General features: G+C 67.5%; 20 protein-coding genes. 10 read left to right on the forward strand and 10 right to left on the reverse strand.

The features are described 5' to 3' along the window. Positions 1 to 26 precede the first annotated feature (26 nt). From FA85_RS05575 to FA85_RS05590, 4 genes are all read right to left on the reverse strand, one after another. Positions 27 to 1,016 (reverse strand): FAD:protein FMN transferase, encoded by a 990-nt coding sequence (locus FA85_RS05575; RefSeq protein ID WP_051944190.1) that lies wholly within the window; start codon positions 1,014 to 1,016, stop codon positions 27 to 29. 74 nt (positions 1,017 to 1,090) lie between these two features. Then, positions 1,091 to 1,906 (reverse strand): DUF4198 domain-containing protein, encoded by an 816-nt coding sequence (locus tag FA85_RS05580; protein WP_036117188.1) that lies wholly within the window; start codon positions 1,904 to 1,906, stop codon positions 1,091 to 1,093. A gap of 15 nt (positions 1,907 to 1,921) precedes the next feature. Next, positions 1,922 to 2,434 (reverse strand): DUF2271 domain-containing protein, encoded by a 513-nt coding sequence (locus tag FA85_RS05585; RefSeq protein ID WP_036111003.1) that lies wholly within the window; start codon positions 2,432 to 2,434, stop codon positions 1,922 to 1,924. Between the two features lie 11 nt (positions 2,435 to 2,445). Next, positions 2,446 to 3,069 carry a PepSY-associated TM helix domain-containing protein gene (locus tag FA85_RS05590; protein ID WP_036111000.1) on the reverse strand — a complete coding sequence of 208 codons (624 nt, stop codon included), beginning with the start codon at positions 3,067 to 3,069 and terminating at the stop codon, positions 2,446 to 2,448. A 145-nt stretch (positions 3,070 to 3,214) separates the two neighbouring features. Here FA85_RS05590 and FA85_RS05595 point away from each other — a divergent pair, with 145 nt between their 5' ends. The 6 genes from FA85_RS05595 to FA85_RS05620 are packed head-to-tail and all read left to right on the forward strand — an operon-like array spanning position 3,215 to position 8,142. Continuing rightward, the gene (locus FA85_RS05595) at positions 3,215 to 3,889 is read left to right on the forward strand and encodes a response regulator (RefSeq protein ID WP_036110998.1); all 675 of its coding nucleotides are present in this window, start codon (positions 3,215 to 3,217) and stop codon (positions 3,887 to 3,889) included. After that, positions 3,882 to 5,300 carry a sensor histidine kinase gene (locus tag FA85_RS05600; protein ID WP_051943357.1) on the forward strand — a complete coding sequence of 473 codons (1,419 nt, stop codon included), beginning with the start codon at positions 3,882 to 3,884 and terminating at the stop codon, positions 5,298 to 5,300. The genes FA85_RS05595 and FA85_RS05600 overlap by 8 nt, the downstream gene beginning before the upstream one ends. Positions 5,301 to 5,352: 52 nt before the next feature. After that, positions 5,353 to 6,189, forward strand: coding sequence for an alpha/beta hydrolase (locus FA85_RS05605; protein WP_036110995.1), 837 nt, complete (start codon positions 5,353 to 5,355; stop codon positions 6,187 to 6,189). 3 nt (positions 6,190 to 6,192) lie between these two features. After that, complete coding sequence (locus FA85_RS05610) at positions 6,193 to 6,552, forward strand: EamA family transporter (RefSeq protein WP_036110992.1); 360 nt, start codon at positions 6,193 to 6,195, stop codon at positions 6,550 to 6,552. Beyond that, positions 6,549 to 6,947: a DMT family transporter gene (locus FA85_RS05615; RefSeq protein ID WP_036110988.1), complete on the forward strand. Its 399-nt coding sequence runs from the start codon at positions 6,549 to 6,551 to the stop codon at positions 6,945 to 6,947. The genes FA85_RS05610 and FA85_RS05615 overlap by 4 nt, the downstream gene beginning before the upstream one ends. Beyond that, positions 6,931 to 8,142 (forward strand): DegT/DnrJ/EryC1/StrS family aminotransferase, encoded by a 1,212-nt coding sequence (locus tag FA85_RS05620; RefSeq protein WP_036110985.1) that lies wholly within the window; start codon positions 6,931 to 6,933, stop codon positions 8,140 to 8,142. Before FA85_RS05615 ends, FA85_RS05620 begins: the two co-directional genes overlap by 17 nt. A gap of 14 nt (positions 8,143 to 8,156) precedes the next feature. Here FA85_RS05620 and tsaB read toward each other — a convergent pair whose 3' ends face one another. From tsaB to yoaA, 3 genes are all read right to left on the reverse strand, one after another. After that, entirely contained in the window at positions 8,157 to 8,846 is a 690-nt protein-coding gene (gene tsaB / locus FA85_RS05625; RefSeq protein WP_036110982.1) for a tRNA (adenosine(37)-N6)-threonylcarbamoyltransferase complex dimerization subunit type 1 TsaB, read from the reverse strand. After that, complete coding sequence (gene creD, locus FA85_RS05630; RefSeq protein WP_036110979.1) at positions 8,843 to 10,180, reverse strand: cell envelope integrity protein CreD; 1,338 nt, start codon at positions 10,178 to 10,180, stop codon at positions 8,843 to 8,845. The genes tsaB and creD overlap by 4 nt, the downstream gene beginning before the upstream one ends. 476 nt (positions 10,181 to 10,656) lie before the next feature. Next, on the reverse strand, positions 10,657 to 12,582 hold the full coding sequence (yoaA, locus tag FA85_RS05635) for a DNA repair helicase YoaA (protein ID WP_036110978.1): 1,926 nt from the start codon (positions 12,580 to 12,582) through the stop codon (positions 10,657 to 10,659). Positions 12,583 to 12,661: 79 nt separating this feature from the next. Here yoaA and FA85_RS05640 point away from each other — a divergent pair, with 79 nt between their 5' ends. Beyond that, positions 12,662 to 15,421 carry a valine--tRNA ligase gene (locus FA85_RS05640; protein WP_036110975.1) on the forward strand — a complete coding sequence of 920 codons (2,760 nt, stop codon included), beginning with the start codon at positions 12,662 to 12,664 and terminating at the stop codon, positions 15,419 to 15,421. Positions 15,422 to 15,592: 171 nt separating this feature from the next. On the opposite strand, the gene FA85_RS05645 is transcribed toward FA85_RS05640, so the two are convergent. Continuing rightward, positions 15,593 to 16,015: a DNA polymerase III subunit chi gene (locus FA85_RS05645; RefSeq protein WP_036110972.1), complete on the reverse strand. Its 423-nt coding sequence runs from the start codon at positions 16,013 to 16,015 to the stop codon at positions 15,593 to 15,595. Positions 16,016 to 16,025: 10 nt separating this feature from the next. Further along, positions 16,026 to 17,519, reverse strand: a complete 1,494-nt coding sequence (locus FA85_RS05650) for a leucyl aminopeptidase (RefSeq protein WP_036110969.1) — start codon at positions 17,517 to 17,519, stop codon at positions 16,026 to 16,028. Positions 17,520 to 17,616: 97 nt separating this feature from the next. Here FA85_RS05650 and lptF point away from each other — a divergent pair, with 97 nt between their 5' ends. Together lptF and lptG are read left to right on the forward strand one after the other, a co-directional pair. Then, on the forward strand, positions 17,617 to 18,720 hold the full coding sequence (gene lptF, locus FA85_RS05655; RefSeq protein ID WP_036110966.1) for an LPS export ABC transporter permease LptF: 1,104 nt from the start codon (positions 17,617 to 17,619) through the stop codon (positions 18,718 to 18,720). Then, the gene (gene lptG / locus FA85_RS05660; protein WP_036110964.1) at positions 18,720 to 19,817 is read left to right on the forward strand and encodes an LPS export ABC transporter permease LptG; all 1,098 of its coding nucleotides are present in this window, start codon (positions 18,720 to 18,722) and stop codon (positions 19,815 to 19,817) included. The genes lptF and lptG overlap by 1 nt, the downstream gene beginning before the upstream one ends. An 11-nt stretch (positions 19,818 to 19,828) precedes the next feature. Here the strand turns inward: lptG and FA85_RS05665 are convergent, their stop codons facing one another. Then, positions 19,829 to 23,332 (reverse strand): hybrid sensor histidine kinase/response regulator, encoded by a 3,504-nt coding sequence (locus tag FA85_RS05665; RefSeq protein WP_036110960.1) that lies wholly within the window; start codon positions 23,330 to 23,332, stop codon positions 19,829 to 19,831. Between the two features lie 115 nt (positions 23,333 to 23,447). Here FA85_RS05665 and FA85_RS05670 point away from each other — a divergent pair, with 115 nt between their 5' ends. After that, positions 23,448 to 24,902: a GTPase gene (locus tag FA85_RS05670; protein ID WP_036110957.1), complete on the forward strand. Its 1,455-nt coding sequence runs from the start codon at positions 23,448 to 23,450 to the stop codon at positions 24,900 to 24,902. Positions 24,903 to 24,939: the final 37 nt, after the last annotated feature.

Here is a 24,939-nt window from a genome sequence, read left to right on the forward strand (position 1 = left end):
GCTCCGCAAGAATCGGTCCCGCTTCGTCACGGATGCAGCGCCTTCGAAAACCCCGGCGACATCCGCTCGATGAATTTTCCATCCTCGCCGTACAGGATGAAGAGCACGGCGATGTCGTGGCGCCTGGCGTACGCCATGCCTTCGTCCGGCCCCAGCACGGTCATCGTGGTGCCCAGCGAATCGGCATGCATGCAGTCGTCCGCGATGATGCTGACCGAGGCGATGCGATGCGCCACGGGAAAGCCCGTGCGCGGATCGATATGGTGCGAGTAGAACTTGCCTCCCGTTTCGAAATAGTGGCGGTAATCGCCCGAGGTGGCGATCGCACGATCGGTCAGCGAAACGATCCGCTCAACCTCGTCCGGTGAATCGAGCGCGCCGGAAGCCGCGCCCGGACGCTCGATACCGACGTGCCAGGGCGTACCGTCGGGTTTGCGGCCGCGCGCGCGCAACTCCCCGCCGACCTCGACCAGATAGGCCGCGACGCCGGATGCATCGAGAAAACGCGCCACCTGATCGACACCGAAGCCCTTGGCCACCGACGACAGATCCACGTAGACGCCACCCGGCTGCCACGCGCGATGGCCCGCATCATCGAGACGGATGCGGTCCCATCCGACGCGTCCCCGCGCTGCCGCGATCTCCGCGGCGGTCGGCGCCTCGCGGGGGCGTTTGTCCGGGCCGAATCCCCACAGGTTCACCAGCGGTCCCACCGTCGGGTCGTACGCGCCACCGGAATCCTTCGCCAGCCCGAGCGCATAGCGCAGCACGCCGTAGAACTCCGGCGGCAACGTCTGCCACGTGCGCGCCGGTGCGCGGTTGAAACGGCTGAGGTCGGAGTCGTGCTCGTACGTACTCATCTGCGCGACGACGCGATCCACCTCGGCCTGGATGCCCGCCTCGATGGCGCGATCGTCCGCGCCATTGGACAACACGGCATTCACCGACCAGGTCGTCCCCATCGTGTCGCCTTCGAAGCGGCGCACATCCTTCGCGCCCGCCCCGGGCGAGACCATCAGCGCCAGCAGCACTAAAACGGCCGGGACGACAAACGCCCGTCGGGCACCCGCCCTGCGGGCGACCGCCCGGATCACTGCGGCAACACCTCGAGCGTCGCCGTATAGCCCAGGCGACGCTGTTTCGCTTCCTTCGTCGAGGTCTTCTTGTCATCGGCCGAAGCATTCACCCAGTACATCCCGGCGGCGGGCCAGGTAAACGAGAATTTCCCGTCCTTGTCCGTCGTCGTGTCCATCTCATCCTGCGCATTGCGATAGCGCGTCGCACCATCGATGGCGACGACCTTTACATCCGCGGCCGGCTTACCGTCCACCAGCAACTGGAAGGTCGCTTTTTCTCCGGACACGAGATCGTTCGGCGCGGTCACCGGGACCAGTTCCATGCCCTTGCCCGTCGGCTTCAGCGCGCCCGTGCTCGGCGAACCCTGGGTCACGAAGGTCTCGACACGCGAGGCCATTTCGTTGACTTCGACGTTCTTCGCGTTCGCGGGCAGGCCGGCCTTGAGGTCCGTGGCGTTACCGCGCCAGCGCTTCTTCTGGCCGTCCAGTTCGTACGTGGCGAATACGCCCTGGTTGACCAGCGCGATGCGATACGTGCCCTTCTGCGGCACGGCAAGATCGAACGTGCTGCGGTACTTGCCCTTGTTTTCGTTCTCCGCCTGCACGGTGCTGCCATCCGGTGCGGTAATCACCAGCTGGTCGAGCTGTGCCGGGAAATGATCGGGGTAGTACAAATCGTTGGAGACGGCGGCATCGACGGTGACCCAGGCGTCGTCACCGGAAACCACCGTGGCGGACGGCACCATCCACATCTTGTGCGCCTGGGCGGCCATCGGAAGAGCGAGAGCCAGGGCGGCACCGAGCGCGGCGCGAACGAATGCGTGCTTCATCATCGGGTAACTCCGTTACGGGTTGAGGTCGAGGTTGATCTGACCGAGTTCGGCGCTGCCCTTCGCGGACAGATGCGTGCTGGCCTTCGCGGGCCAGTCGAATGCGATGCGCTGGGTTTCGTGACCGCCGACTTCGCGCGCGGCTTCCACGACGATTTCGTAGTGTCCCGGGGCGAGCGTGCCCAGCGGCGGCTTGCCGTCGGTGAAGCGCAGCTGGTGCTGGCCCGCCGGGCGCGTCGCACCGGATACGCCGTCGATCGGCATGGTCTGATCGCGGCCGGTACGACGCCACCACTGGCGCATGTCCTTCAGCCACTTGGTGCCTTCGCCGTCCTTCTTCCTGACGTCGTACCAGACGGCGAGATTGGCGGCGACCGTGTGGTCCTCGCGCTCGATCCATACGGCGACATAAGGCCGGTGGTATTCGGCGACCTTGAGCTCCGGGATCTCCACCGTCAGTTTCATGTCGGCGGCGAAGGCCGGCGCGGCGACGGTGAGGCAGAAGGCGAAAGGCAATAAGCGACGCATACGAAATTCCGTCAGTGAATGAAAAGGAGGGCGATGACCACGGGAAGGACGAAGCCAAGGGCGACCATCGGCCAGGTCATGCGGCGCTGACCCGCATGCAACTTGAGCAGCAGCAGGCCGGTCAGCGCGAAGACGACGCAGGCCAGCGCGAAAACATCGATGAACCAGCTCCAGACCGGACCGGTGTTGCGGCCCTTGTGCAGGTCGTTGGCATACGCCAGCCAGCCGCGATCTGTGGTTTCGGACTGCACCTCGCCGGTTTCCCGGTCGATGCTCACCCAGCCGTCGCCACCGGGACGCGGCAGCGCGACCTCGACTTCGTCCTCGCTCCAGTCGCCGTCGCGACCATCGATGCGCATGCCCGTCTTCGATTCGACAAAGGCGGCCACCGCGGGCGCCACCGGTGCCGACCTGCGACCGGGGTCGACCAGTTTCGCCCTCAGTCCGGGCGGCAAGGTCGCCGTGTGTCGCACCACCCGGGGCGATGCTTCGATCGCGCCGGCATGGTTGAGCGTGAACCCGGTGACCGAAAAGAGCAGGAGCACGACCAGCGAGATCGCGGAGCTGATCCAGTGCCAGCGATGCAGGTGCTTGAGCCAGAACGCGCGGCTTTGCCGGTCGACGGTATCGCGCATGTGGTGGATCGCCCCTGAAACGCCGATAGCAGCCCGGGATGGTAAACCACAATGCGAATCGTTCGCAATTGGGACAGGAAAGCGATCCGAAAGCCTGCCGCGACAACATGCGCCCGAACCACTCCGGAGCGTATCCTTGTCCACCATGCGCATCCTCCTAGCCGAAGACGACGCCGCCATCGCCGCGGCCGTGCGAGCCTCCCTCGAACAGGGCGGCCACGCTGTAGACCACGTAACCGACGGTGCCAGCGCCGACCACGCGTTGCGCGACCACGACTACGACCTGCTGGTACTCGACCTCGGCCTGCCGCTGCTCGACGGCAGCGACGTGCTGGCGCGTGCCCGCAAACGTGGCGCCAGCCTTCCCGTGCTCGTGGTGACCGCACGCGAGGGCCTGAAAGAGCGCGTGCGCGTGCTCGACCTGGGCGCCGACGATTACCTCGTGAAACCGTTCGCACTGGCCGAGTTCGACGCCCGCGTCCGCGCCCTGCTCCGTCGCCGGACCAGTCAGGGTGCGCCGGAATTCCGCATCGGTCGTCTGCGTCTGGACATCCCCGGCCATCGCGCCTGGATCGACGACACGCCGCTGGACCTCACGGCGCGTGAGTTCGGCCTGATCGAAGCCCTAGCCTCACGTGCGGACAAGGTGACCAGCCGCGCGCAGCTGGTGGAAGCCCTGTGCAACTGGGACGAGGACCTGACCGACAACGGCCTGGACATCGCCTTGCACCGCCTGCGCCGCAAGTTGCAGGGTTCGGGCACCAACGTCCGCACCATCCGCGGACTGGGCTACCTGCTCGAAGAAGCCGCGGATGCCTGAACGGCGCCACGCGGCGCAGCGCTCCGCCCGACCGAGCCTGCGTCGGCGCCTGCTGACCTTCCTGCTCGTCCCGGTGCTCGGCGTGCTGCTGCTGGACGCCGTGGTCGTCTACTTTGCCGCGCTGGCCTATTCCAACCGCGTACACGATTCCGATCTCTCCGACTCGGCGCTGACGCTGTCTGAGATGATCGGCAACGATGCACTGCGCGGCGAACTCACGGCACAGGCCCGCTTCCTGCTCGAATACGACCCTGACGGTCGCAATTACTACACGGTGGTCAGCGACCGGCACGGGCGCATGATCGGCAACGCCGAGCTCGCCGGGCCGGGCGAGCCCGTCGCCACGGACTCGCCACCCCTGCTTTACGACACCTCGCTGGGCCATCGCCCGCTGCGCGGCGCGATCATGCGCGTGCCCAATCACCACGAAGACGGCGACGTGCTGACCATCACGGTGGCCGAGAACCTGCGCGACCGGCATGCCCGGGCCCGCGAGATCCTGCTGCTCACCCTGCCGATCGAAGCGCTGCTGATCGTCGCCGTGCTGTCGCTGGTCTGGTTCGGCGTGAGCCACGGTCTGGGCGTGCTCGAGCCGCTGACGGCGAGACTGAGTCGCCGCGGCCACGATCTGGGACCCATCGGCGAGGAAGACGTGCCGGTGGAGATCCTGCCGCTGACTCGCACCATCGACGACCTCTTCGCACGCATGCGCAACATGCTGGGTCTGCAGGAGCGCTTCATCGCGGATGCCGCGCACCAGTTGCGGACGCCACTGGCCGGCATCCAGCTCCACGTCGAGCGCTACGAGGCCATCGACGATCCCAGCCAGCGCGAGGAAGCCCTGCGCCACGTGCACCGCCTCGCCGCCCGCGCCGCCCGTACCTCGGCGCAGCTGCTGGCGCTGACCCGTACGCAGTCGCCCGATCTTCCGGATCACGACGGGATGGCGGTGATCGATCTGTCGACCGTCGTGCCCGAGGCGGTCGCCATGCGCGTACATCAGGCGCTGGGACTGGGCATGGACCTTGGCTACGAAGGACTGGAGACGCCCTGCCTCGTGCGAGGCGACGCGCTGCAAGTCCAGGAAGTCATCGACAACCTGATCGACAACGCTTTCCACTACGCCGGACGCGGTCACAGCGTCACCGTCTCGGTCGCCTGCGATGGCGGCGATGCCGTACTGGCCGTGGAGGACGATGGTCCCGGCGTGGAGGACGTCTTCCTCACCCAGCTGGGCGAGCGGTTCTTTCGCGTGCCCGGGGTGGACGAGGACGGCACCGGTCTCGGCCTGGCCATCGTCGAAAGCATCGCCGAACGGCATGCGGCACGGGTCACCTTCCTGCATGCAACGGCCGGTGGCCTTCGTGTGGAACTGCGTTTCCCCCTTCAGTCAGGCCAGAAAGCCGGCTGAAACCACGCCACGGCACCATGCCTCCCTCAGAAACCAGTCAGTGAGGTCCGGCGTGAGCCACCCGACGGAATTCCAGTTCGAAGGCGGTCGCGACGGCGTCCTGCTGATCCACGGCCTCACCGGTACGCCGGCCGAGATGCGCATGGTCGGCAAGGGACTCAACCGCGCCGGCTTCACGGTCGTCGGTGTTCGCCTCGCCGGTCACTGCGGGACGGAGGAAGACCTGGTCGCCACCTCGTGGGAGGACTGGTACGCCAGCGTCGAATCCGCCGCCGAAGAGCTTCGCGGCCGGGTCGATCGCCTGTTCGTCGCCGGGCTGTCCATGGGTGCCGTACTCGCGCTGCGTCTGGCGGCCGTGCAGCCCGGCTGGGTCGACGGCGTCGGCGTGTTCGGTGCCACCTTCCGTTATGACGGCTGGTCCATCGGCTGGACCGGCAAGCTGTCGTTCCTGCTGCCGCTGTTCAAGCGTCTCGGTATCGGCCGTCATCGCAGCTTCATCGAGCAGCCGCCTTTCGGCATCCGCGACGAGCGGCTCCGCGCGCAGATCAGCCAGGCGATGTTCTCCGGGGACAGCGCCGCTGCCGGCCTGCCTGGCAACCCGTGGCACGCGCTGGCCGAAATGGTGAAGCTGGCGCGCGACGTGCGCCGTCGCCTGCCCGATGTCGTCGCGCCATGCTTCGTCGCGCACGCCACCGACGACGATGTGGCCAGCGTCGCCAATGCGGACATGGTCGCGCGTCGCGTACGCGGCCCGATCGAAATGCTGCTGCTGGGCGACAGCTACCACATGATCACGATCGACCGCGAACGCCGCATGCTGATCGAGCGGACGGCCGACTTCTTCGGCCGCATCGCCCGCGACGCACGCCCCACACGCATGGCGGCCTGATCGATGCACGGGCTGGTGCTCGCGCTGTGGATCGCCAATGTCGTGCTCGACACGGGCGGCCAGCTTGCGTTCAAAGCCGCCGCCGGTGATGAGCGTGCAGGCGATGGCCTCGCCCGCTGGAAGTACATGCTGGCGCGGCCCTGGATCTGGACCGGCATCGGCTGTTATGTCGCCGAGTTTCTGGTCTGGATCGCCTTCCTGTCGCTGGTGCCGCTGTCCGAAGGCGTGCTGCTCGGTTCGATCAATATCGTGGCGATCATGATCGCCGGGCGTTTCCTGTTCAGGGAACGCCTCAGCCCGCTGCGCGTCACCGGCATCCTGCTCGTCGCCGCGGGTGTCGCCGTCGTGGGAGCCGGCTCGTGAAGCGTTTCTATCTCATCGGCTTCGGCCTGCTGCTCGCGTTCGACACGCTCAACCTCGTCTGCTTCAAGATCGCCGGCACGCATGCGCTGCCGGTGGAAATGAGCACGGCGTGGCTGGCGCGCGTGTTTTCGCATCCATGGATCTACGGCGCCATCGTCGGTTACATCGGCGCCTTCCTCACCTGGATGAGCCTGCTCAAGCATGCACCCATCGGTCCCGCCTTCGCCGCCTCCCATCTCGAAGTGGTGAGCGTGATGCTGCTTTCCTGGTGGGTCTTCGCCGAGCCGGTGACGCTCACCCAGATCCTCGGTGCCGCCGCGATCGTCGCCGGCATCGTCTGCCTCGCCTTCGCCGAACGCGGCGATGAGACGGTGAGCGATGTGGTTCCGGCCTGAGCCCGAATCGCCGCCCACCGCCGGCCTACCGCTGGGCATCGCCGACCTGGGTGGCGATGTCCGCGCGCCGCTCACCGCGCTCGCCGCGTCGTGGCTCGGTGTGGAAGAAACGCAGCTGGAGTGTTCCGGCACCGCCGCGCTGACCGTCGCGCTGACGGCGCTCTCCGAATACGCCCGCTCGCGGCGCGAAGTCGCCATCCCCGCGTTTACCTGCCCGCTGGTGCCACTGGCCATCCGCCGCGCCGGACTCGTGCCGCGACTGGTGGATCTGCTGCCTGGCAGCTTCGACATGGATCCGCAACGACTCGAAGCCGCCTGCGGTCCGCAGACACTGGCGGTCGTACCGACTCATCTGGGCGGGCGAACCGCCGATGTCGCCAGCGCGAATGCCATCGCGCACGCCGCCGGCGCGCTGACCATCGAAGACGCGGCGCAGGCACTCGGTGCGCGCATCGACGGTCGCTTTGCCGGAACTCTCGGCGACATCGGTTTCTACAGCCTCGCGGCAGGCAAGGGCCTGTCGATCTTTGAGGGCGGTCTGCTGGTGGCCCAGGACGACGTCTGGCGCGAGCGCTTCCGCCGCGCCTCGCACCGCGTGGTGCGCTGGCATCCGGGGTGGGAAATCCGTCGCTCGCTCGAACTCGCGGGCTACGCGGCGTTGTACCGACCGTCGGGACTTGGCTTCGCCTACGGCAATTCGCTGCGGCGCGCGCTGCGGCGCGGCGACCTGATCGGTGCGGCGGGCGAGGATTTCAGCGCTGACTTTCCGTTGCACCGCGTGGGGCGATGGCGGCGCGCGGTGGGCGCGCGCGCGTTCGGACGTTTGTCCGGGTTTATCGAGGCCACGCGCGCGCAGGCCGCCGCACGTGTGCCCGCGCTGGCATCGATTCCCGGCGTCCACGTCTTCACCGACGAGGGCGGAACGTGGCCCTATCTGATGCTTCGTTTACCCGACGAAGCCATGCGCGACGCGGTGCTGAAACGCCTGTGGTCATCGCGGCATGGCGTGGCGCGCATGTTCGTCCACGCCCTGCCCGACTACGAATACCTCGAGGCCATGCCGGGCGGCGACGATGTACCGAACGCCCGCGATTTCGCCGCGCGCACGCTGACGATCACCAACAGTCTGTGGCTGGACGACGCGTGCTTCGAGCACGTGTGTGCGGTGATCGAGGCGGTGATCGTTTCGCGCTGACGATCCGGCGAGCCTCAGGCCCGCCCCTGCTCCACCAGGGTCAGCGCCACCTTGTCCCGCAGATAGACCGGCAGGGCCAGCTCCGGCGCGACGGCCTGACCGTCACGGAACATGCGCGCCGCGACTTCCGCGACATGCCGCGCCTGCGGGAACAACGCACCGTCCGCCGAGCGGATCGGTGCCTTGATCCGCTCGCGCAGCACGGCTTCGTATGTCGCCCAGCCCGTACCGACGACGTGCCATGCGGATGCGTCAGGCAACACCAGCGCGGCCGCCGTGTCCACACGTTCACGATCCATCAGGCTCACGCTGCCATCGTTCTCGCGACGCCACGCCGCGACATAAATTTCGCCCATGCGCGCGTCGATGACAGACAGAATGGCCGCATCGTCTTCCGGCGCTTCCAGTGCGAGCGCCTGCAACGACGACACGGTGACGACTGGAACATCCAGCGCCATCGCCATGCCCTGTGCCAGCGATACGCCCAGGCGCACCCCGGTGAACGCACCGGGGCCACGGCCGACGGCGATGCCATCGAGCGCCTCGCGCTTCAGGCCCGCTTCGGCGAGCAGCTCGTCGGCCATCGGCAGAACGAGTTCCGCATGCCTGCGCGGCGCGATCTCGCTGCGCTCGATCACCTCGTCGCCGTGGACGAGGGCGACCGAGCAGGCTTCCGTGGAGGTTTCGATGGCGAGGAAGTTCATGGCGTATCCGGCGTGGGGTTGAACGGTGTTCCCTGGGCGTACCAGTCGATCCGGCGGGTCAGGTACATCAGCAGCCCGACTACCGCCACGAGCACGACCGCGCCGATCAGCAGCGCGTACTGCTCGGCGCCGATCAGGCCGTACAGTATGGCGTAAACCAGCGCGAGGACGCCGCCGAGGGTGAACCCGGCCCGTCGGGCGCGCAGCGCCGCCACGGCGTAACCGCCCACGATCGACACCACCGCGCCCGCCGCCACCGCGTAGGCCGGCCCGAAGCCGATCTGCTCGGAAAGAGCCAGCAGCAGGACGTAGAAGCTCGTCATGGCGGCGCCCACCAGCAGGTACTGCACGGGATGCAGGCGCAGGCCCTTGAGTACTTCGAACAGGAAGAAGGCGACGAAGGTCAGCGCGATGAACAGCAGACCGTATTTACCGGCACGGTCGTTCTGCTGGTATACCCCGCCAGGCTGGTAAAGCTTCACGCCGAACGCCGACGACTCGAGCCGCCCCTCGACATCCTTGTCGTCGGCACGCCAGTGCTGCCCGTAGGCCCGATTGAGATCCAGCACCTGCCACGAAGCGTCGAAGCCCTTCGCGGTCACGCTGCGCGTTCCCGGTAGCAGGGCGCCGGTAAAGCTCGGATCGGGCCACGGCGAACGGACCCGCACGCTGTTGTTGCGGGCCAGCGGCAACGCGGAAAACGATTCGGTGCCCGCAATGCGCAGGGTCATCACATAGTCCAGCGGCGTGTCGCGGGCCGGGTCGACGGCGATGGGTGTGGACAACACCGTGTACGGCCCCATGCGTGCCGTCGACGACGCCAGGCGCACGGGCTTGCCGTCGACCGTGACCGAGGTGATGTGTTGCAGGCCGCGCGTATCGGCGATCAGCAGACGCAGTTCCGCTTTGCCGGGAAACCAGGTCGAACCGCTGTCCGCGGCGAAACGACGGATGTCTTCGGGCAGGATACGACCGCGCAACGTGACGTCGCCGGTGTACACCGGTACCTCGTACATGCCGAACCGGCGCTTTTCGACGCTGAGGTCGGCGACAGTGCTCTGGTCGTCCGCCAGTACGATTTCGGTGCCGTCATGGCTGGCGACCAGCTTGCCGTCCGCGTCGTGGGTTTCGCTGCGCGTGGGAACGGCGAGCACGAGGCCGCCGATAGTCTGCTCACCGCCCCATCCATCGGCGACGCGTGCCGACGCGGTGTCGCGCATCGACTGCCGCTCGCGCACGAGGCCGTCGGCCTGGGTCAGTGGGATCAACATGAGCAGGGCCAGTAGCCCGATGCCAAGCACCTTGGCGGTAATCGTCTGCGTCCAGCGGAACATCGGGGGTCTCCCTCGTCGATAGTGAGGGCGATGGTGGGCTCCGCGTGAGGTGACCCACCGTCTGGCGTGTGGCTTCGACGGGGCGAGTTCTGGCGAAATACTGCGCGGGGTGTTGGGGCTGGCCGTCGCGGGCTCGGCTTGCGCCATCGCCTTTGTTTTGCCGCGGCGTGTGGTGTCGCGTCGTTGGCTTGGACCGCTCGCCTGCCTGTTTCGGATGGCCTCGTTCGCCTTAGCCGGGGTGAGGGTTCGCGAACAGGGTTCGCTCCTACCGCACGGCGACCGCAATGGTGGGATACATGGCGGCCTGTAGGAGCGCGCCCTGCGCGCGAAAAGCCAACGAAGCGAAGAAGCCACACCCCGCTCGACCACCAACCCACCTCGGTACACCAAAGAGACGGCGGGGGTGACCCTCGGGGCCGGTAGCCGCAGGCGAGGGCTCCGACTGGACAAGGCCGCGCAGGCGGGGCCGGCCAGGCTCAACCAGCCAATTCGCCCTGAGCGAAAAACGCCGTCACATCCGACAGCTCACGCGTACGCGGCATCGGCGGCAAGCTGGCGAGGAAAAGTCGGCCGTAGCCCTTCGTGCTGAGGCGCGGATCGCAAAGCACCAGGACGCCACGATCGTTCACGTCGCGGATCAACCGCCCCGCGCCCTGCTTCAGCGCGATCACCGCCGTCGGCACCTGCCAGCCCATGAACGGATTGATGCCCGCTTCCTCGAGCGCCTCGAGTCGCGCCTGCAGGACGGGATCGTCCGGCATCGCGAACGGCAGCTTGTCGATGACGACGACACTCAATGCTTCGCCGGCCACGTCCACACCTTCCCAGAAGCTTGCCGCGCCGAGCAATACGCCACGACCGCTGGCGCGGAATTCTTCCAGCAGGCGATGGCGCGGCGCGCTGCCCTGCACGAACAGCGGCCAGGGCACGCGCCCTTCCAGCAACTCGGCGGCACGCCGCAGGGCGCGGTGCGAGGTGAACAACAGGAACGCGCGGCCGTCCGACGCGTCCAGTACGGGACGGATCGCCACGATCACCTTGTCGGTGAAGTCACGCGCGGAGGGATCCGGCAGATCCTTCGGCAGATAGGCCAGCGCCTGGCGCTTGTAATCGAAGGGACTCTCGACGTGCAGGGTCTGCGGATCCTCGATACCCAGCTGGCGGGCGAAATGACCGAAGTCGCCCGCGATCGACAGCGTGGCCGAGGTGTGGATCCACGCGGCATCCGTGGCCATGCGCATGGCGCGCAGCGGCGAAGCGAGGTCCAGCGGCGTCGCGTGCAACGCGAAGCCACGCGGGAAGGTTTCGTACCAGCGCACGTCGCTGGCCGAGTGTTCCTCCGCGATGCGGTCGAGCCGCAGGCTGAGCATCTGCGCGCGTTCGAAGGCATTGGCCAGGCCGCGCGAGCGCTCCCCCAGCGAACCGAGCAGATCGGACAGCGCGGCCATGACATCGCGCAATTCGGTCAGCAGATCGTGGACGGTGCTGTCGCGATCCAGGGCGCCGAAAGGCCCCTTCGGCGGCAGCGAGTCCATGGCAAGGCGCAGCCTCCTGACCAGGTCCTGCACCACCTCGACCGGTTCCAGCAGCTGACTGGTCGCACCGGTGACCCCCTGCGCTTCGGCCAGCGCGTCGTGGGCCAGGTCGGTCATCTGCCGTGCGCTGACGCTTTGCGAGAAGAACTGGCCGGCCAGTTCGGGGATCTGGTGCGCCTCGTCGAGAATGAAGGCGTCGGCACCGGGCAGGATTTCACCGAAGCCTTCCTGCTTCAGCGCCAGATCGGCCATCAGCAGGTGATGGTTGACCACCACGATATCGGCTTCCATCGCATCGCGGCGGGCTTTCACCACATGGCAGTCGTCGAAGAACGCACACTCCGCGCCAAGGCAGTTTTCCGGCGTGGAGGTAACCCGCGGCCAGACCGGCGAATCTTCCGGGATATCGACCATCTCCATACGATCGCCACGGCGGGTGCGGGCCGACCAGGCACGGATCGCCGAGAGCTGGGAGGCCAGCTGCCGGTCCGGGTTGCCCTCGCGGACGGACTGGTCGAGCCGGTACAGGCACAGATAGTTGGCCCGGCCCTTCAGCAGGCTGGTTCTGGCCCGGCTGCCCAGCACGGCGTGCACGCGCGGCAGATCGCGGAAGAACAGCTGATCCTGCAGCGCCTTGGTGCCGGTGGAAACGATCACCTTGCGCCCCGACATCAAGGCGGGAACGAGGTAAGCGAACGTTTTGCCGGTGCCGGTGCCGGCCTCGGCGATCAGGATGTCGCGCTCGGCGATGGCTTCGGCCACGGCCTCCGCCATGCGCTGCTGGGCCTCGCGCGGGGCGAATCCCGGTACTTCACGGGCGAAAGGCCCTTCGGCGCCGAGGATCGCGGCCACTTCAGGTTCAGTCATCCGGCAAGTATCGCCTACAATGGCCGTCTTTTCGTCTTCCAAAGAGCGCCCCTTCACGGCGCGATCCGAGAGCCCACGCATGGACAAGAGTTTCGAGCCCAGCCAGATCGAGTCGAAGTGGTACGCCCAGTGGGAGGCCAACGGCTATTTCAAGCCGTCGGGCAAGGGCACGCCGTACACGATCATGCTGCCGCCGCCCAACGTCACGGGCACCCTGCACATGGGCCATGCCTTCCAGCACACCATCATGGACACGCTGGTGCGCTACCACCGCATGCGTGGCTTCGACACGCTGTGGCAGCTGGGTACCGACCATGCGGGCATCGCCACCGAGATGGTGGTCACCCGCCAGCTCAACGCCGAAGGCAAGCAGCGCGCCGATTTCGACCGTGAGTCGTTCATCGCCCGCATCTGGGAGTGGAAGGCGGAATCCGGCGACATCATCGGCCGCCAGATGCGCCGTCTGGGCGTGTCAGGCGACTGGTCGCGCGAGCGTTTCACCATGGACGAGGGCATGTCCGAGGCCGTGATCGAGACCTTCGTCCGCCTGTCGGAGGAAGGCCTGATCTACCGTGGCCAGAAGCTGGTCAACTGGGATCCGGTGCTGAAGACCGCGATTTCCGACCTCGAAGTGGTCAGCGAGGAAGAAGACGGTTCGATGTGGTCGATCCGCTACCCGCTGTCCGACGGCTCGGGTGAACTGATCGTCGCCACCACACGTCCGGAGACGATGCTGGGCGACGTGGCCGTGGCCGTGCATCCGGAAGACGAGCGCTACGCGCATCTCATCGGCAAGATGCTCGACCTGCCGCTGTCCGACCGGCAGATTCCGATCATCGCCGACGACTACGTCGAGAAGGACTTCGGCACCGGTTGCGTGAAGATCACCCCGGCGCACGACTTCAACGACTATGCCATCGGCCTGCGCCACAACCTGCCGATGATCAACATCCTCACCGACGAGGCGAAGATCAACGACGCCGCGCCGGAGAAGTACCGCGGACTGGACCGCTATGTCGCGCGCAAGGCGGTGCTCGCCGATCTCGAAGCGGCCGAGCTGCTGGTCGAGACGAAGAAGCACAAGCTGCAGGTGCCGCGCGGCGATCGCAGCGGCCAGGTCATCGAGCCATATCTCACGTGGCAGTGGTTCGTGAAGATGGACACGCTGGCGGCGCGCGGCCTCGAACTGGTCGAGCACGGCCACGTGAAGTTCGTGCCCGAAAACTGGATCAGCACGTACCGCCACTGGCTCGGCAACATCCAGGACTGGTGCATCAGCCGCCAGCTGACCTGGGGCCATCGCATCCCGGCGTGGTACACCGACAACGGCAGCGTGATCGTCGCACGCGACGAGGCCGAGGCCGCCGCCAAGGCGCTTGCGCAGGGCTACGAGGGTGCACTGCGCCGCGACGACGACGTGCTGGAAACCTGGTTCTCGTCCGGCCTCTGGAGCCACTCCACGCTGGGCTGGCCGAACCCGGAGCGCCAGGCCGAGCTCGGTTTCGACCGTTACCTGCCGTCGAGCGTGCTGGTCACCGGCTTCGACATCATCTTCTTCTGGGTCGCCCGCATGATCATGCTGACCGACCACTTCACGGGCGAAGTCCCGTTCAAGGACGTCTACGTCACGGGCCTGATCCGCGACAAGGACGGCCAGAAGATGTCCAAGTCCAAGGGTAACGTACTCGACCCGCTCGACATCATCGACGGCATCAGCCTCGACGACCTGCTGGCCAAGCGCACGCGCGGCCTGATGCAGCCGAAGATGGCGGAGAAGATCGAGAAGTCGACGCGCAAGGAATTCGGCGACGGCATTCCCGCGTTCGGTGCGGACGCGCTGCGCTTCACCTTCGCCTCGCTCGCGACGCACGGTCGTGACATCAAGTTCGACCTGGAGCGTGCCGGCGGCTACAAGGCCTTCGTCAACAAGCTCTGGAACGCGTCGCGCTTCGTGCTGATGAACCTCGGTGAAGAAGCGCGCATCGCACCGGTCAAGCCCACGACCGAAGCCGAACGCTGGATCCTCACCCGCCTGCGCGACACGCTGGGCACGGTCAAGGAACAGCTCGCGGCCTATCGCTTCGACCTCGCGTCGCAGGCGCTGTACGAGTTCACCTGGAACGAGTTCTGCGACTGGTTCCTCGAGTTGTCCAAGCCCGCATTGAACGGCAACGACGAAGCCGCCATCGCATCCACCCGCTACACCCTGGTGCACGTCCTCGAGACGCTGCTGCGTGCGCTGCATCCGCTGATTCCCTTCGTCACCGAAGAGATCTGGCAGAACGTGCGCCCGCTGCTTGGCATCGACGGCGAAACGATCATGCTGCGCCCCTACCCGGAAGCCGCGGACGTCGAAGGCGACGACGCCGCGACCGCCGAGGTCGAATGGGTCAAGGAGGTGCTGACCGGCGTGCGTCGTATCCGCGCCGAGATGAACATCGCGCCGGGCAAAGTCATTCCGCTGCTGTTCGCCGACGGCGACGCGGCCGATCGTGCACGTGCGGCCAAGTTCGCCGCGCAGATCGCGTTCCTCGGCCGCGTCGAAACGCCGGTGTGGGTCGAAGGCGAAGAGCCTGCCGCCGCTGCCGCCGTGATCGGTGGCATGCGAGCGTTGATTCCGCTGGAGGGGCTGATCGACGTCGGCGCCGAGAAGGCACGCCTCGCGAAGGAAATCGCCCGCATCGAGGGTGAAGTGCGCAAATGCGAAGGCAAGCTGAGCAACGCCAACTTCGTCGCCAACGCACCGGCTGAAGTGGTCGAGCAGGAGCGCCAGCGCATTGCTGACTGGACGCGCCAGGCGGATGCGATGCGCGAGCAGGCGAAAAAGCTGGGCGCGTAGCGCCCAGCTGGGTAGGAGTGCGCCCTGCGCGCGAAAAGCCTACGAAGCGATGAAGCGGCACCCCGATGAGGGGGCGCCCCATTACCGCCTTGTAGGCTTTTCGCGCGCGGGGCGCGCTCCTACATGAGACGTCACCGATAAAAAAACCCGCCATCTGGCGGGTTTGTTTTTTCACATGTCGTGTTTGTTCACTTCAAACCCGGCTTTCTTGTATTCCGACCACCGCGCCCGTGACCCCTCGCGCTCGGCGGGATCCGCCGCCACGACTTCCAGCACGCGGTCGAAGTGCCCCGGGGCGCAGACATCGCGCAGGTTGATCACCATCGGCCGGTCCGCAGCCTCGACGCCCGGCGGCACGATCAGAACCGCCGTGTTGGCGTCGTCGTCATCCCCCGCGAGCTGATGGGGGATGAAGGCATCCTCGTCGAAAGCCCAGAGGTATTCGTCGATCGCCTCGGCCTGTTCGAAGTCCCGCGTGAGGATCAGGGTCGGCTGCTGGGCGCCGAACGCGCGCTTGGCGAGTTCGCAGACCAGCAGCAGGGGATCCTCGCGGAAGCGCGGCTTGTCGATCAGGTAGAAGTCGGCGCGCGGCATCGTCGCGGGATCAGCCGGCCGACGCGACGCGGTCGAGCAGCCACTGGGTCAGCAGCGGCACGGGACGGCCGGTGGCCATGCCCTTGCGGCCTTCGTCCCACGCGGTGCCGGCGATGTCGAGGTGCGCCCAGCGACGGCCTTCGGTGAAGCGCGCCAGGAAGCAGCCCGCCGTGATCGCACCGGCGTACTTGCCGCCGATGTTCGCCACGTCGGCGAAGCCCGACTCGAGCTGGCTCTGGTAATCGTCCCAGAGCGGCAGGCGCCAGGCGCGGTCGAGGGTGGACTCACCCGCGGCGAGCAGCTCGGCCGAGAGCGACTCGTCCTTGGTCATCAGGCCGCTGGCATGCTTGCCCAGCGCGACGACGCAGGCGCCGGTGAGGGTGGCGGCATCGATCATGGTATGCGGGTCGAAGCGCTTGCCGGTGTAGGTCAACGCGTCGCAGAGGATCAGGCGACCCTCGGCATCCGTGTTGAGCACTTCGATGGTGATGCCGGCGAGGCTGGTCAGCACGTCGCCCGGGCGATAGCTGTCACCGTCGGGCATGTTTTCGACGGCCGGGACGACGCAGACGAGGTTGACCGCGAGCTTGAGCTTCACCGCGGCGACGAAGGCGCCGAGCACGCCGGCGGCGCCGCCCATGTCGAACTTCATTTCTTCCATGCCCGGACCCGGCTTGAGACTGATACCACCGGTGTCGAAGGTGATGCCCTTGCCGACGAAGGCATACGGCTTGTCGCCGTCCTTGCCGCCGTTCCACTGCAGGATGATCAGGCGCGGCTGATTGGCCGAGCCGCGGGCAACGGCCAGCAGCGAGCCGAAGCCTTCCCGTTCCATGTCGGCGCGGTCGAGGGCCTCGAAGGTGACGCCTTCATGAGCCTCGGCAAACGCCCTGGCCTGATCCGCGATGTAGACCGGGTTGCAGATGTTGGGCGGCAGGTTGGCCAGTTCCTTGGCGTAGCGAACGCCTTCGGCGATCGCGCGGGCTTCGGCCAGGCCGGTCTCGCCATCGGCCGGGCCGACCAGGTTCACCGTGCCGAGCTCCGGCAGCGCCTTGTCGCGCGGCTTGACGGTGGCGGTATAGCGGTAGGCGGCATGGTCGGTGGCCAGGGCGGCGACACGGACGCGCCAGGCGGCGTCGCGACCCGGCACGTCGATTTCGGGCAGCCAGCTGGTGGCCTCGGTGACCGGCAGGCGACCGACGGCGCGGGCGGCTTCCAGGGTGACGCGCTGGTAGCGGGCGGCGTCGAACGTCTTCTGGGCGCCCAGGCCCACCACCAGCACGCGGGCGGCGGCGACACCGGCCGGGTGCAGCAGCGTGACGAGGTTGCCGACCTTGCCGGTGATGTCGCCAGCCTCGACCAGGCGTTTGATGGCGCCCTGACCGGCGGTGTCGATCCGCGCCGCGGCGCTGGTCAGGACACCGTTCTCGTAGACACCGACGACCGCGACCGGGGTGGCGGTCGATTCGGGAGCGCTGGAACCGAGGCTGAACTGAACTGACATATCTGATGGTCCTGCAAAAGCCCGCCGGGGCCCGGACAGGCTAGACTTGTGGTTTGCCGGCCAGGACTGACGCGGCACGAACCGCCAATTCTACCAAATGCTCAGCATCCTCGACCGCTATTTCCTGCGCGAACTTGCCTACGGTGTCATTGCGACGGCCGTGGTCCTGCTCGTCATCTTCTCCGGCGGCGCGTTTGCCAACGTCCTGCAGAAGGTCGCCAACGGCAGCATCCAGCCCTCCGTCATGTTCGAGGTGCTCGGCCTGCAGATGGTGGACCTGCTCTCCACGCTGCTGCCGATGTCCGCCTTCCTGGGCACCCTGATAGCCCTGGGTCGCATGTACCGCGAGAGCGAGATGCACGTCCTGGCCTCGTCCGGCATGGGTCCGCGCGGCATGCTGCGCCCGGTCACCCTGCTGGCGGTCGTCGCCACCATCGTGGTCGGCCTGGTCTCGCTCTGGCTGGGGCCGCTGTCGGCACGCACCGCCGACCAGGTCATCGCGGCGGCGAACAAGTCCGTGATCGCCGCCGGCCTCGACGCCGGTCGCTTCACCGAACTGCCCGGCAAGGGCGGCATCATCTTCGTCGACACCCTGAGCCGTGACGGCACGGTACTGGGCAAGACCTTCCTGGCTACCGACCGCACCGACAGCGACGGCAACCCGCAGGTCCGTGTGGTCAGCGCCAAGAGCGGTCGCATGTACCAGGAGAGCGACGGCCAGAACCGTTTCCTCGCCCTGTACGACGGCTGGCAGTTCGAGGTGCCGCTGGCGGCCGACAACTGGCGCCGCATGAAGTACGAGCGTAACGACGCCTCGCTGTCGTCCATCGTCGACGACGACGAGGACACCGATCCCGCTCACGAATCCACCATGTCGCAGCTGATCAAGGCGGGCACGCCGGACGCCCTCGGCGAGATCGTCTCCCGCTTCGCCGCGCCGGTCAGCACCCTCGTCCTGATGATGATGGTGCTGCCGATGTCAAAGCAGGCCCCGCGCGACGCCCGATACGGCCGCCTGCTGATCGCCGTGCTCACTTACTTCCTCTATGTCATCTGGCAGCTGATCGCCCGCGCCCAGATCATCAAGGGCCACCTGCACACCTCCGTGCCCGTGTGGATCCTGCACGTGGTCGTATTCGGTGTGGCCGCCTGGTACTTCTGGAAGCAGAACACGCCGCGTCGCGTGAAGGGAGCCGCGTAATGGCCACCCTCACCGTCAAGCGCGCCGACCGCCTGATCGCCATGAGCGTACTCGGCACGCTGCTGCTGGTCTGGCTGGTGCTGGCCGGTTTCGATTCGCTGCTGCAGTTCGTGCGCCAGCTGGGCAACATCGGCAAGAACGGCTTCTCGCTGTACGACGCCATCGCCTACATCATGCTGACGCTGCCGCGCCGGCTCTATCAGATGTTCAGCAACGCCGCACTGATCGGCGGCCTGCTCGGCCTGGGCGGACTTGCCGCCACCGGTGAGCTGACCGCCCTGCGCGCGGCCGGCATGTCCAAGCTGCGTATCGCCGGATCGGCGGCGGGCGTCATCGCCGTGCTGACTCTCGCCGTCGTGGTGATGGGCGAAACCGCCGCCCCCTACGGCGACCAGCATGCGCAGGCCATCCAGGTACGCATGCGCTCGAGCAATCTCGGCTCGACCAGCAGCGGCCTGTGGGCGCGTGACGGCGGCAGGATCATCAACGCCAAGTCGGCCATCGCCGTGCAGGACGGTGACCGCACCACGGTGAAACTCGTCGACGTACGCGTCTACAGCTTCACGCCGGACGGGCAGCTGTCGGTCTTCTCGCATGGCGACAGCGCCACGCATGACGGCAACAAGTGGATCATGAGCAAGGTCCGCACGACGACGCTCGACGACCAGGGTACGCACTCGACCAACCAGGACACGCAGACCTGGGCCTCGCGCCTGAATCCGCATGTGCTGGAGCAGTCGGTGATCCACCCCGAGTACCTGTCCATGGCCGATCTGCGGCGCAACATCCGCTACCTCGACAACAACGGCCAGAACTCGGGCGTGTACGCCGTCGCGTTCTGGGGTCGCGCGCTGTTCGCCCTCAACACGCTGGTGCTGGTGTTGTGCGCCATGCCGTTCGCCTTCGGCTCGCTGCGTTCCGGTGGCCTCGGCAAGCGCCTCTTCATCGGCATCATCCTCGCGATCGGCTGGTACTTCCTGCAGGGTGCGATGGTCAACTTCGGCACCGTCTACGGCATGCCGCCGCTGCTGGCCAACCTGTTACCGACGACGCTGCTGGTCGCAGGCGCCCTCGCCTACTTCAGACGATTCGGCTAGCGCACCACACCTCAGGACGCCGCCGCGAGCGGCGTCCTGCACACACGCTCGAGCACGGCGTCCATCTCATCGCCACTCATGGGTTTGCGTAGGAGCGCATCCATGCCCGCCTCGCGTATCGCGCTGACCTCGTCCCCCGCCGAACGTGCCGTCACGGCGACGATCGGCAGGCTCGCCATCGCTTCGATGCGGCGGACCATCCGGGCGATCTGAAAGCCATCGACCAGCGGGAGGTCGAGATCGAGCAGAAGGACGTCGTAGCGGCCGGCCGACAATTCGCTCATCGCGGCGAGGCCATCGCTCACCGCGGCGACCAGATGGCCGCGCGCCCGGAGCAGGTTCGCGATCACTTCCGAAACCACGGGGTCGTCCTCGACGAGCAGCACGCGCCACCCGCCCGGCGTTCCGATCGACGAGGGCGCGGGCATGCAGGTGTGACCCGCGCAGGCGCACGGCTGCATCGGCAGGCTCACCGTGAAACGGGTGCCGCAGCCCGGTTCGCTCGCCACCTCGATCGATCCACCCATCAGCGCGACCAGCTCCTGGCAGATGGCGAGGCCGAGTCCCGATCCTTCCGCGCGCCGCGGGGAGGCACCCTGCTCGAACCGGGAATACAGCCGGGCGCGAAGTTCAGCCGACATGCCCGGCCCGGTGTCGGACACCGTCATGATGAGCGAGCCGGCGCATGCGGACAGCGCGACGGATACCCCACCCGCTTCCGTGAACTTCACCGCGTTGTTCACCAGATTCTGCAGTACCTGACGCAGGCGGACCGCGTCGCCGCGCAGCGTCGCGGGCACGGCGGCGTCCACACTGACGGTCAGTGCGAGTCCTTTCTCACGCGCTCTCGTCGCGGCGAGGGCCACCACCTCGTCCGCGACCGATCGCATGGACACGCAGTCCGACTCGAGCACCAGTCGCCGCGATTCGATGCGGGCGATGTCGAGCGCATCGTTGACCAGACGCAACAACGTGTCGCCCGAGCGCCGCACCGCATCGACATAGCCGCGCTGCGCGTCATCGAGCGGCGTACGCGCCAGCAGCTCGGCCATGCCGAGCACGCCGGTCATGGGAGTGCGTATTTCATGACCCAGGGTCGCCATGAATTCCGTCTTCGCCGCGCTCGCCTCCTCGGCCATGCGTCGCTGATGTTCGGCAAGCCGCATGCGCATCGCCTGACGCACACGCCTCCGGGTCCCGCGCAGCACCGCGACGACCGCGGCCGTCGCGAGCAGCGCGTATCCGACCCATGCCCACCAGCGCTGCCATGGCGGCGCTTCCATCACCACGACAAAGGCGGCGGGAAGCGCCGGGCTGAGCTCGTCGCGGCCGGCGCCCGTGATCGACATGGCATACCTGCCTGCCGGCAAACCCTCGAAAACGCGCTCCCCGTCGCTGGCCACCCGAACGGGCGAGGCGTCATCGTCGCGGCGAACCTCGAACCTGACGTGGTTGCGATCCGGGTGGACGAACGAGAGGACGCGCGCGGAGAGACGCGGCTCGCGATCGTCCCACGCCAGGTTCAGGGTGCCGTTTTCGATGGGCAGGACTTCACGTCGACCGTGACGCGACACCGTCGCGCCCAGTACGGTGATGGTCGGGCGGCGGACGTGATCGCGCTGCGCGTCGGGACGAAACCCGACGAGGCCGGCGAGCGTCCCGCCATACATGCTGCCGTCGTCGAGCAGCACCGTGGTGGCGTGAGTGAACTCCCCGCTTGCAAGGCCGTCGGCCATGCCGAACGAGCGGAAGCGGCCATGCTCGGGGTCGAAACGCCACACGCCTGTCTGACCGTACAACCAGAGCCGTCCGCCACGGTCACGACGCAGGTTGAGGATCTCGGTGGAGGGGAAGCCTTCGGCGCCACCGATGTGTCTGTCGCGTACGGCGCTCGCGCCCTGCCAGTGGAACCGCTCGAGCGCGTCGGGCCGGACCACCCAGAAGCCGTCGCCGTCAGGTTCGAACGCGTTGATCCTCCCGCGCGCGACGCCTTCGATGAAACGCATCTCTCCCGTCGCGCGGTCCTGCCTGGCCAGGCCGGCCAGGCTCGCCTGCCAGAGGTCGCCGTCGACCATTTCGATCTGGCGCGTATCGGCCCAGCCCCTCGGCGTCTCGGCGAAGCGAACGCGCGCTGCATGGCCGAGGTCGGCATCGACCCGGAACAGGCCGGCATCCAGTGCGGCGACGAACACGTCACCGCCCGGCCCGGAAGCCATGGTCGTGACCGGGCGATCGATCGTGCTGCGCAGAACGGGCTGGGCGGTTCGTCCGCGGCCGACGGTGAGACCGTCCACGGTACCGATCAGCAGCCGCTGCCCCGGCAGCGCGAGCAGCGACTGGATGCGCGGCGCACCGAGTTCAAATCCGGGCGATGTGTGCCCGGTCGCCGGATCGAACCCGCGGATCCACCCACGCAAGCCGCCCACCCACAGGCCTCCCCCTTCGCGCGCCGCGACCGCGGTCACCGTGCGGCCGGGGAAGGTGTGCGGGTCGGTGGCGACATGGGAAAAACGGGTGAAGTCGTCCCACGAGGGACCCAGATACGCCAGTCCGCCATCGCTCAGCGCGAACCAGAGGCCGTGCTCCCGATCCTCCAGCATGCCGCGCACGGTGCGGCCAGGGAGACCGCCTGCGGCGGTCCAGGAACCAGCCACGTCATGCATCCGGTCGAATCGGTCGAGCATCGAGAGACCCTGCGCCGATGCGATCCAGAGAATGCCGTGACTGTCGGCCAGCGTGCCGAACACTCTGCCTGCGGCGACACGGCGTTCGCGCACGGGACGCGCGTCGGCGGTCAGACGAAACAGGCCGCGATCGGTGGCGATCCGCAGTTCCGCCGGGCCGCCCCCGATACCCTGCACGCGCACCGGGCTGCCGTCCGTGAACGCGCGTGGCGACACCCTGCCGTCGCTGTCCGCCACGAACAGGCCGGTATCTGCGCCAATCCACAGGCGCCCGTCGTCGGCGACATGCAATGCGTTGACCGCGCCGCCCCGGAGGTCGCCCACTCGCTCCGGGGCGCTTCCGTCGGCGCGCATGCGATCGAGACCTTTCGCCGAACCGACCCAGATAGCGCCATCGGGCGTCTGCGCGATCGCGCGGACGTCGTCGCTGGTCAACCCGTCGCGCCACTGCACGAAGACGCCGGTGTCGGGATCGTAGCGGCCCAGACCCGTCTCGGCTCCGCCCATCCAGATCCTGTCGTCATGGTCGACGAAGAGCACCGACAAGCCGCCCGTCGGCATCGCGTGTTCCCGGCGAGGCCCGATGCGCGGGACGGTGAATTCCACGCCGTCGAACCGCGACAACCCGGCGGCGGTGGCCACCCAGATGAATCCGCGCGCATCCTGCACCACGGCCTGCACCTTGCTGCTGGGCAAGCCCTCGTGCAAGCCGTAACTGCGGAACTGGGGGGTGGGGATCGGCGCCGTCGTGAGGGCTGCCGATGTGGGGATGGCCACGCCCATGAGGATCGTGACCACGAGAATCCATCTCGCGAAGAGCGTGTGGTGCATACGCCGGGTTCCTGGTTCGAACCCGATCATGGCATGCGGCTGAAGCTTTCCGCACGACTTGACGTCCCGACGGACTGTAGGCATGAACCGCTGCGCTTGCCCGTAGAATGGCCGCATGTCACGCCGCCTGCGCCTCCTCATCGCCGCCATCGGCTTCGCCGCCCTCGCCTGGTTGCTGCTGGCGGCGATCGACCGCGGACTGGCGCTGGCCCAGCGTTTCATGGGTTTGCCGGAGGGCATGCGCTGGCTGCTGGGCATCGCCATCGCGATCCTCGCGGGCGGCGGCATCGCGGTCGGCTTCTGGTGGCTGCGTCCCCGCAGACCTCGTGGACCGGTGGTCGCACCGGACCGTGCATCGCTGGAAGCGCGCCTGCAGACGCTTCGTGAATCCGGCTCCGAGGTTGAGGAAATTCGCAGCGAACTCGGCGAACTCGACCGGCGTCGCGCCAGCGAGAAACTCTACGTCGCGGTCTTCGGCGAGATATCCACGGGCAAGTCGTCGCTCATCGCCGCGCTGATACCGGACGCGCGCCCGGACAGCGACGTGCGCGGCGGCACGACACGTGAGGTGACGCACTTCGAGGGGGCCATGCCTCGCGGTGGGGAATGGACGCTCGCGGACGTCCCCGGTTCGGCCGAAGCGGACGGCGACGCACGCGAACGCATGGCACGCGACGAGGCGTTGCGTGCGCACGCCGTCGTGTACGTCTGCGCCGGCGACCTCACGCGCACGCAGGGCGACGAACTGCGCTGGCTGGGCGACTTCGGCAAGCCGCTGGTGCTTGCGATCAACAAGGCGGACCAGTGGTCGCCGGAAGACCGTGAGCGCATCGTGCGGCAGGTGCGCAGCCAGACGACCGGAATTCCCGACGCCGTCGTCGCGATCAGTGCGGGGGGCGAGGAGCGTTTCACCCGCCGTCTCGCCGATGGCACGACCGAGGACGTCACACGCCGACGCAAGCCTGACGTCGATGCCCTCGTGGACGCCATCGCGCGGCTTGTCGCGCCGGGTGCGCAGGGCCTCGAGGCGCTTCGCGAAAACGCGGTGCTCGCACGTGTCCACGAACGTACCGGTGAGTACGAAAAAGCCCACCGAGCCGCGGAAGCCGATCGTATCGTCGCGCGCTACGCGCGACGCGCCATCGTCGGCGCGATGGCCGCCGTCGCACCCGGCACCGACCTCGTGATTCAGGGCGCTCTGGCGGCAAGCCTCGTGCGGGCCCTGGCGGACCTGTACGGCGTCAACGTCACCGACGTCGACGTCGACAATCTCCTGCGACAGGCCCGCATGACCTTGCGAACCGGCACATCGATCGTGCTTGCGGTGGCCGGAAACGCGCTCAAGGCGTTTCCGGGGCTGGGAACGCTGGGCGGTGGCGTGCTGCACGCCTTCGCCTATGCCCTGATCTTCGACAGCCTCGGCCGTGCGCTGGCCGCCACGCTTGCCGAACGCCATACCCTCGACCAGGCCGATGCGGGAGAGCGCATGCGTGAGTTGCTCGGCGACGCCAGCGGCTCGCGGCTCCGCCGGCTGGCCGAACTCACCGGCGACGCCTTGCGGGATCGTTAAGTGAACGATGCGTTCGCGACGGGCGGGCTGACAAGCG

The sequence above is a fragment of the Luteibacter mycovicinus genome (assembly GCF_000745235.1).
In the GTDB taxonomy this organism is placed as follows: domain Bacteria; phylum Pseudomonadota; class Gammaproteobacteria; order Xanthomonadales; family Rhodanobacteraceae; genus Luteibacter; species Luteibacter mycovicinus.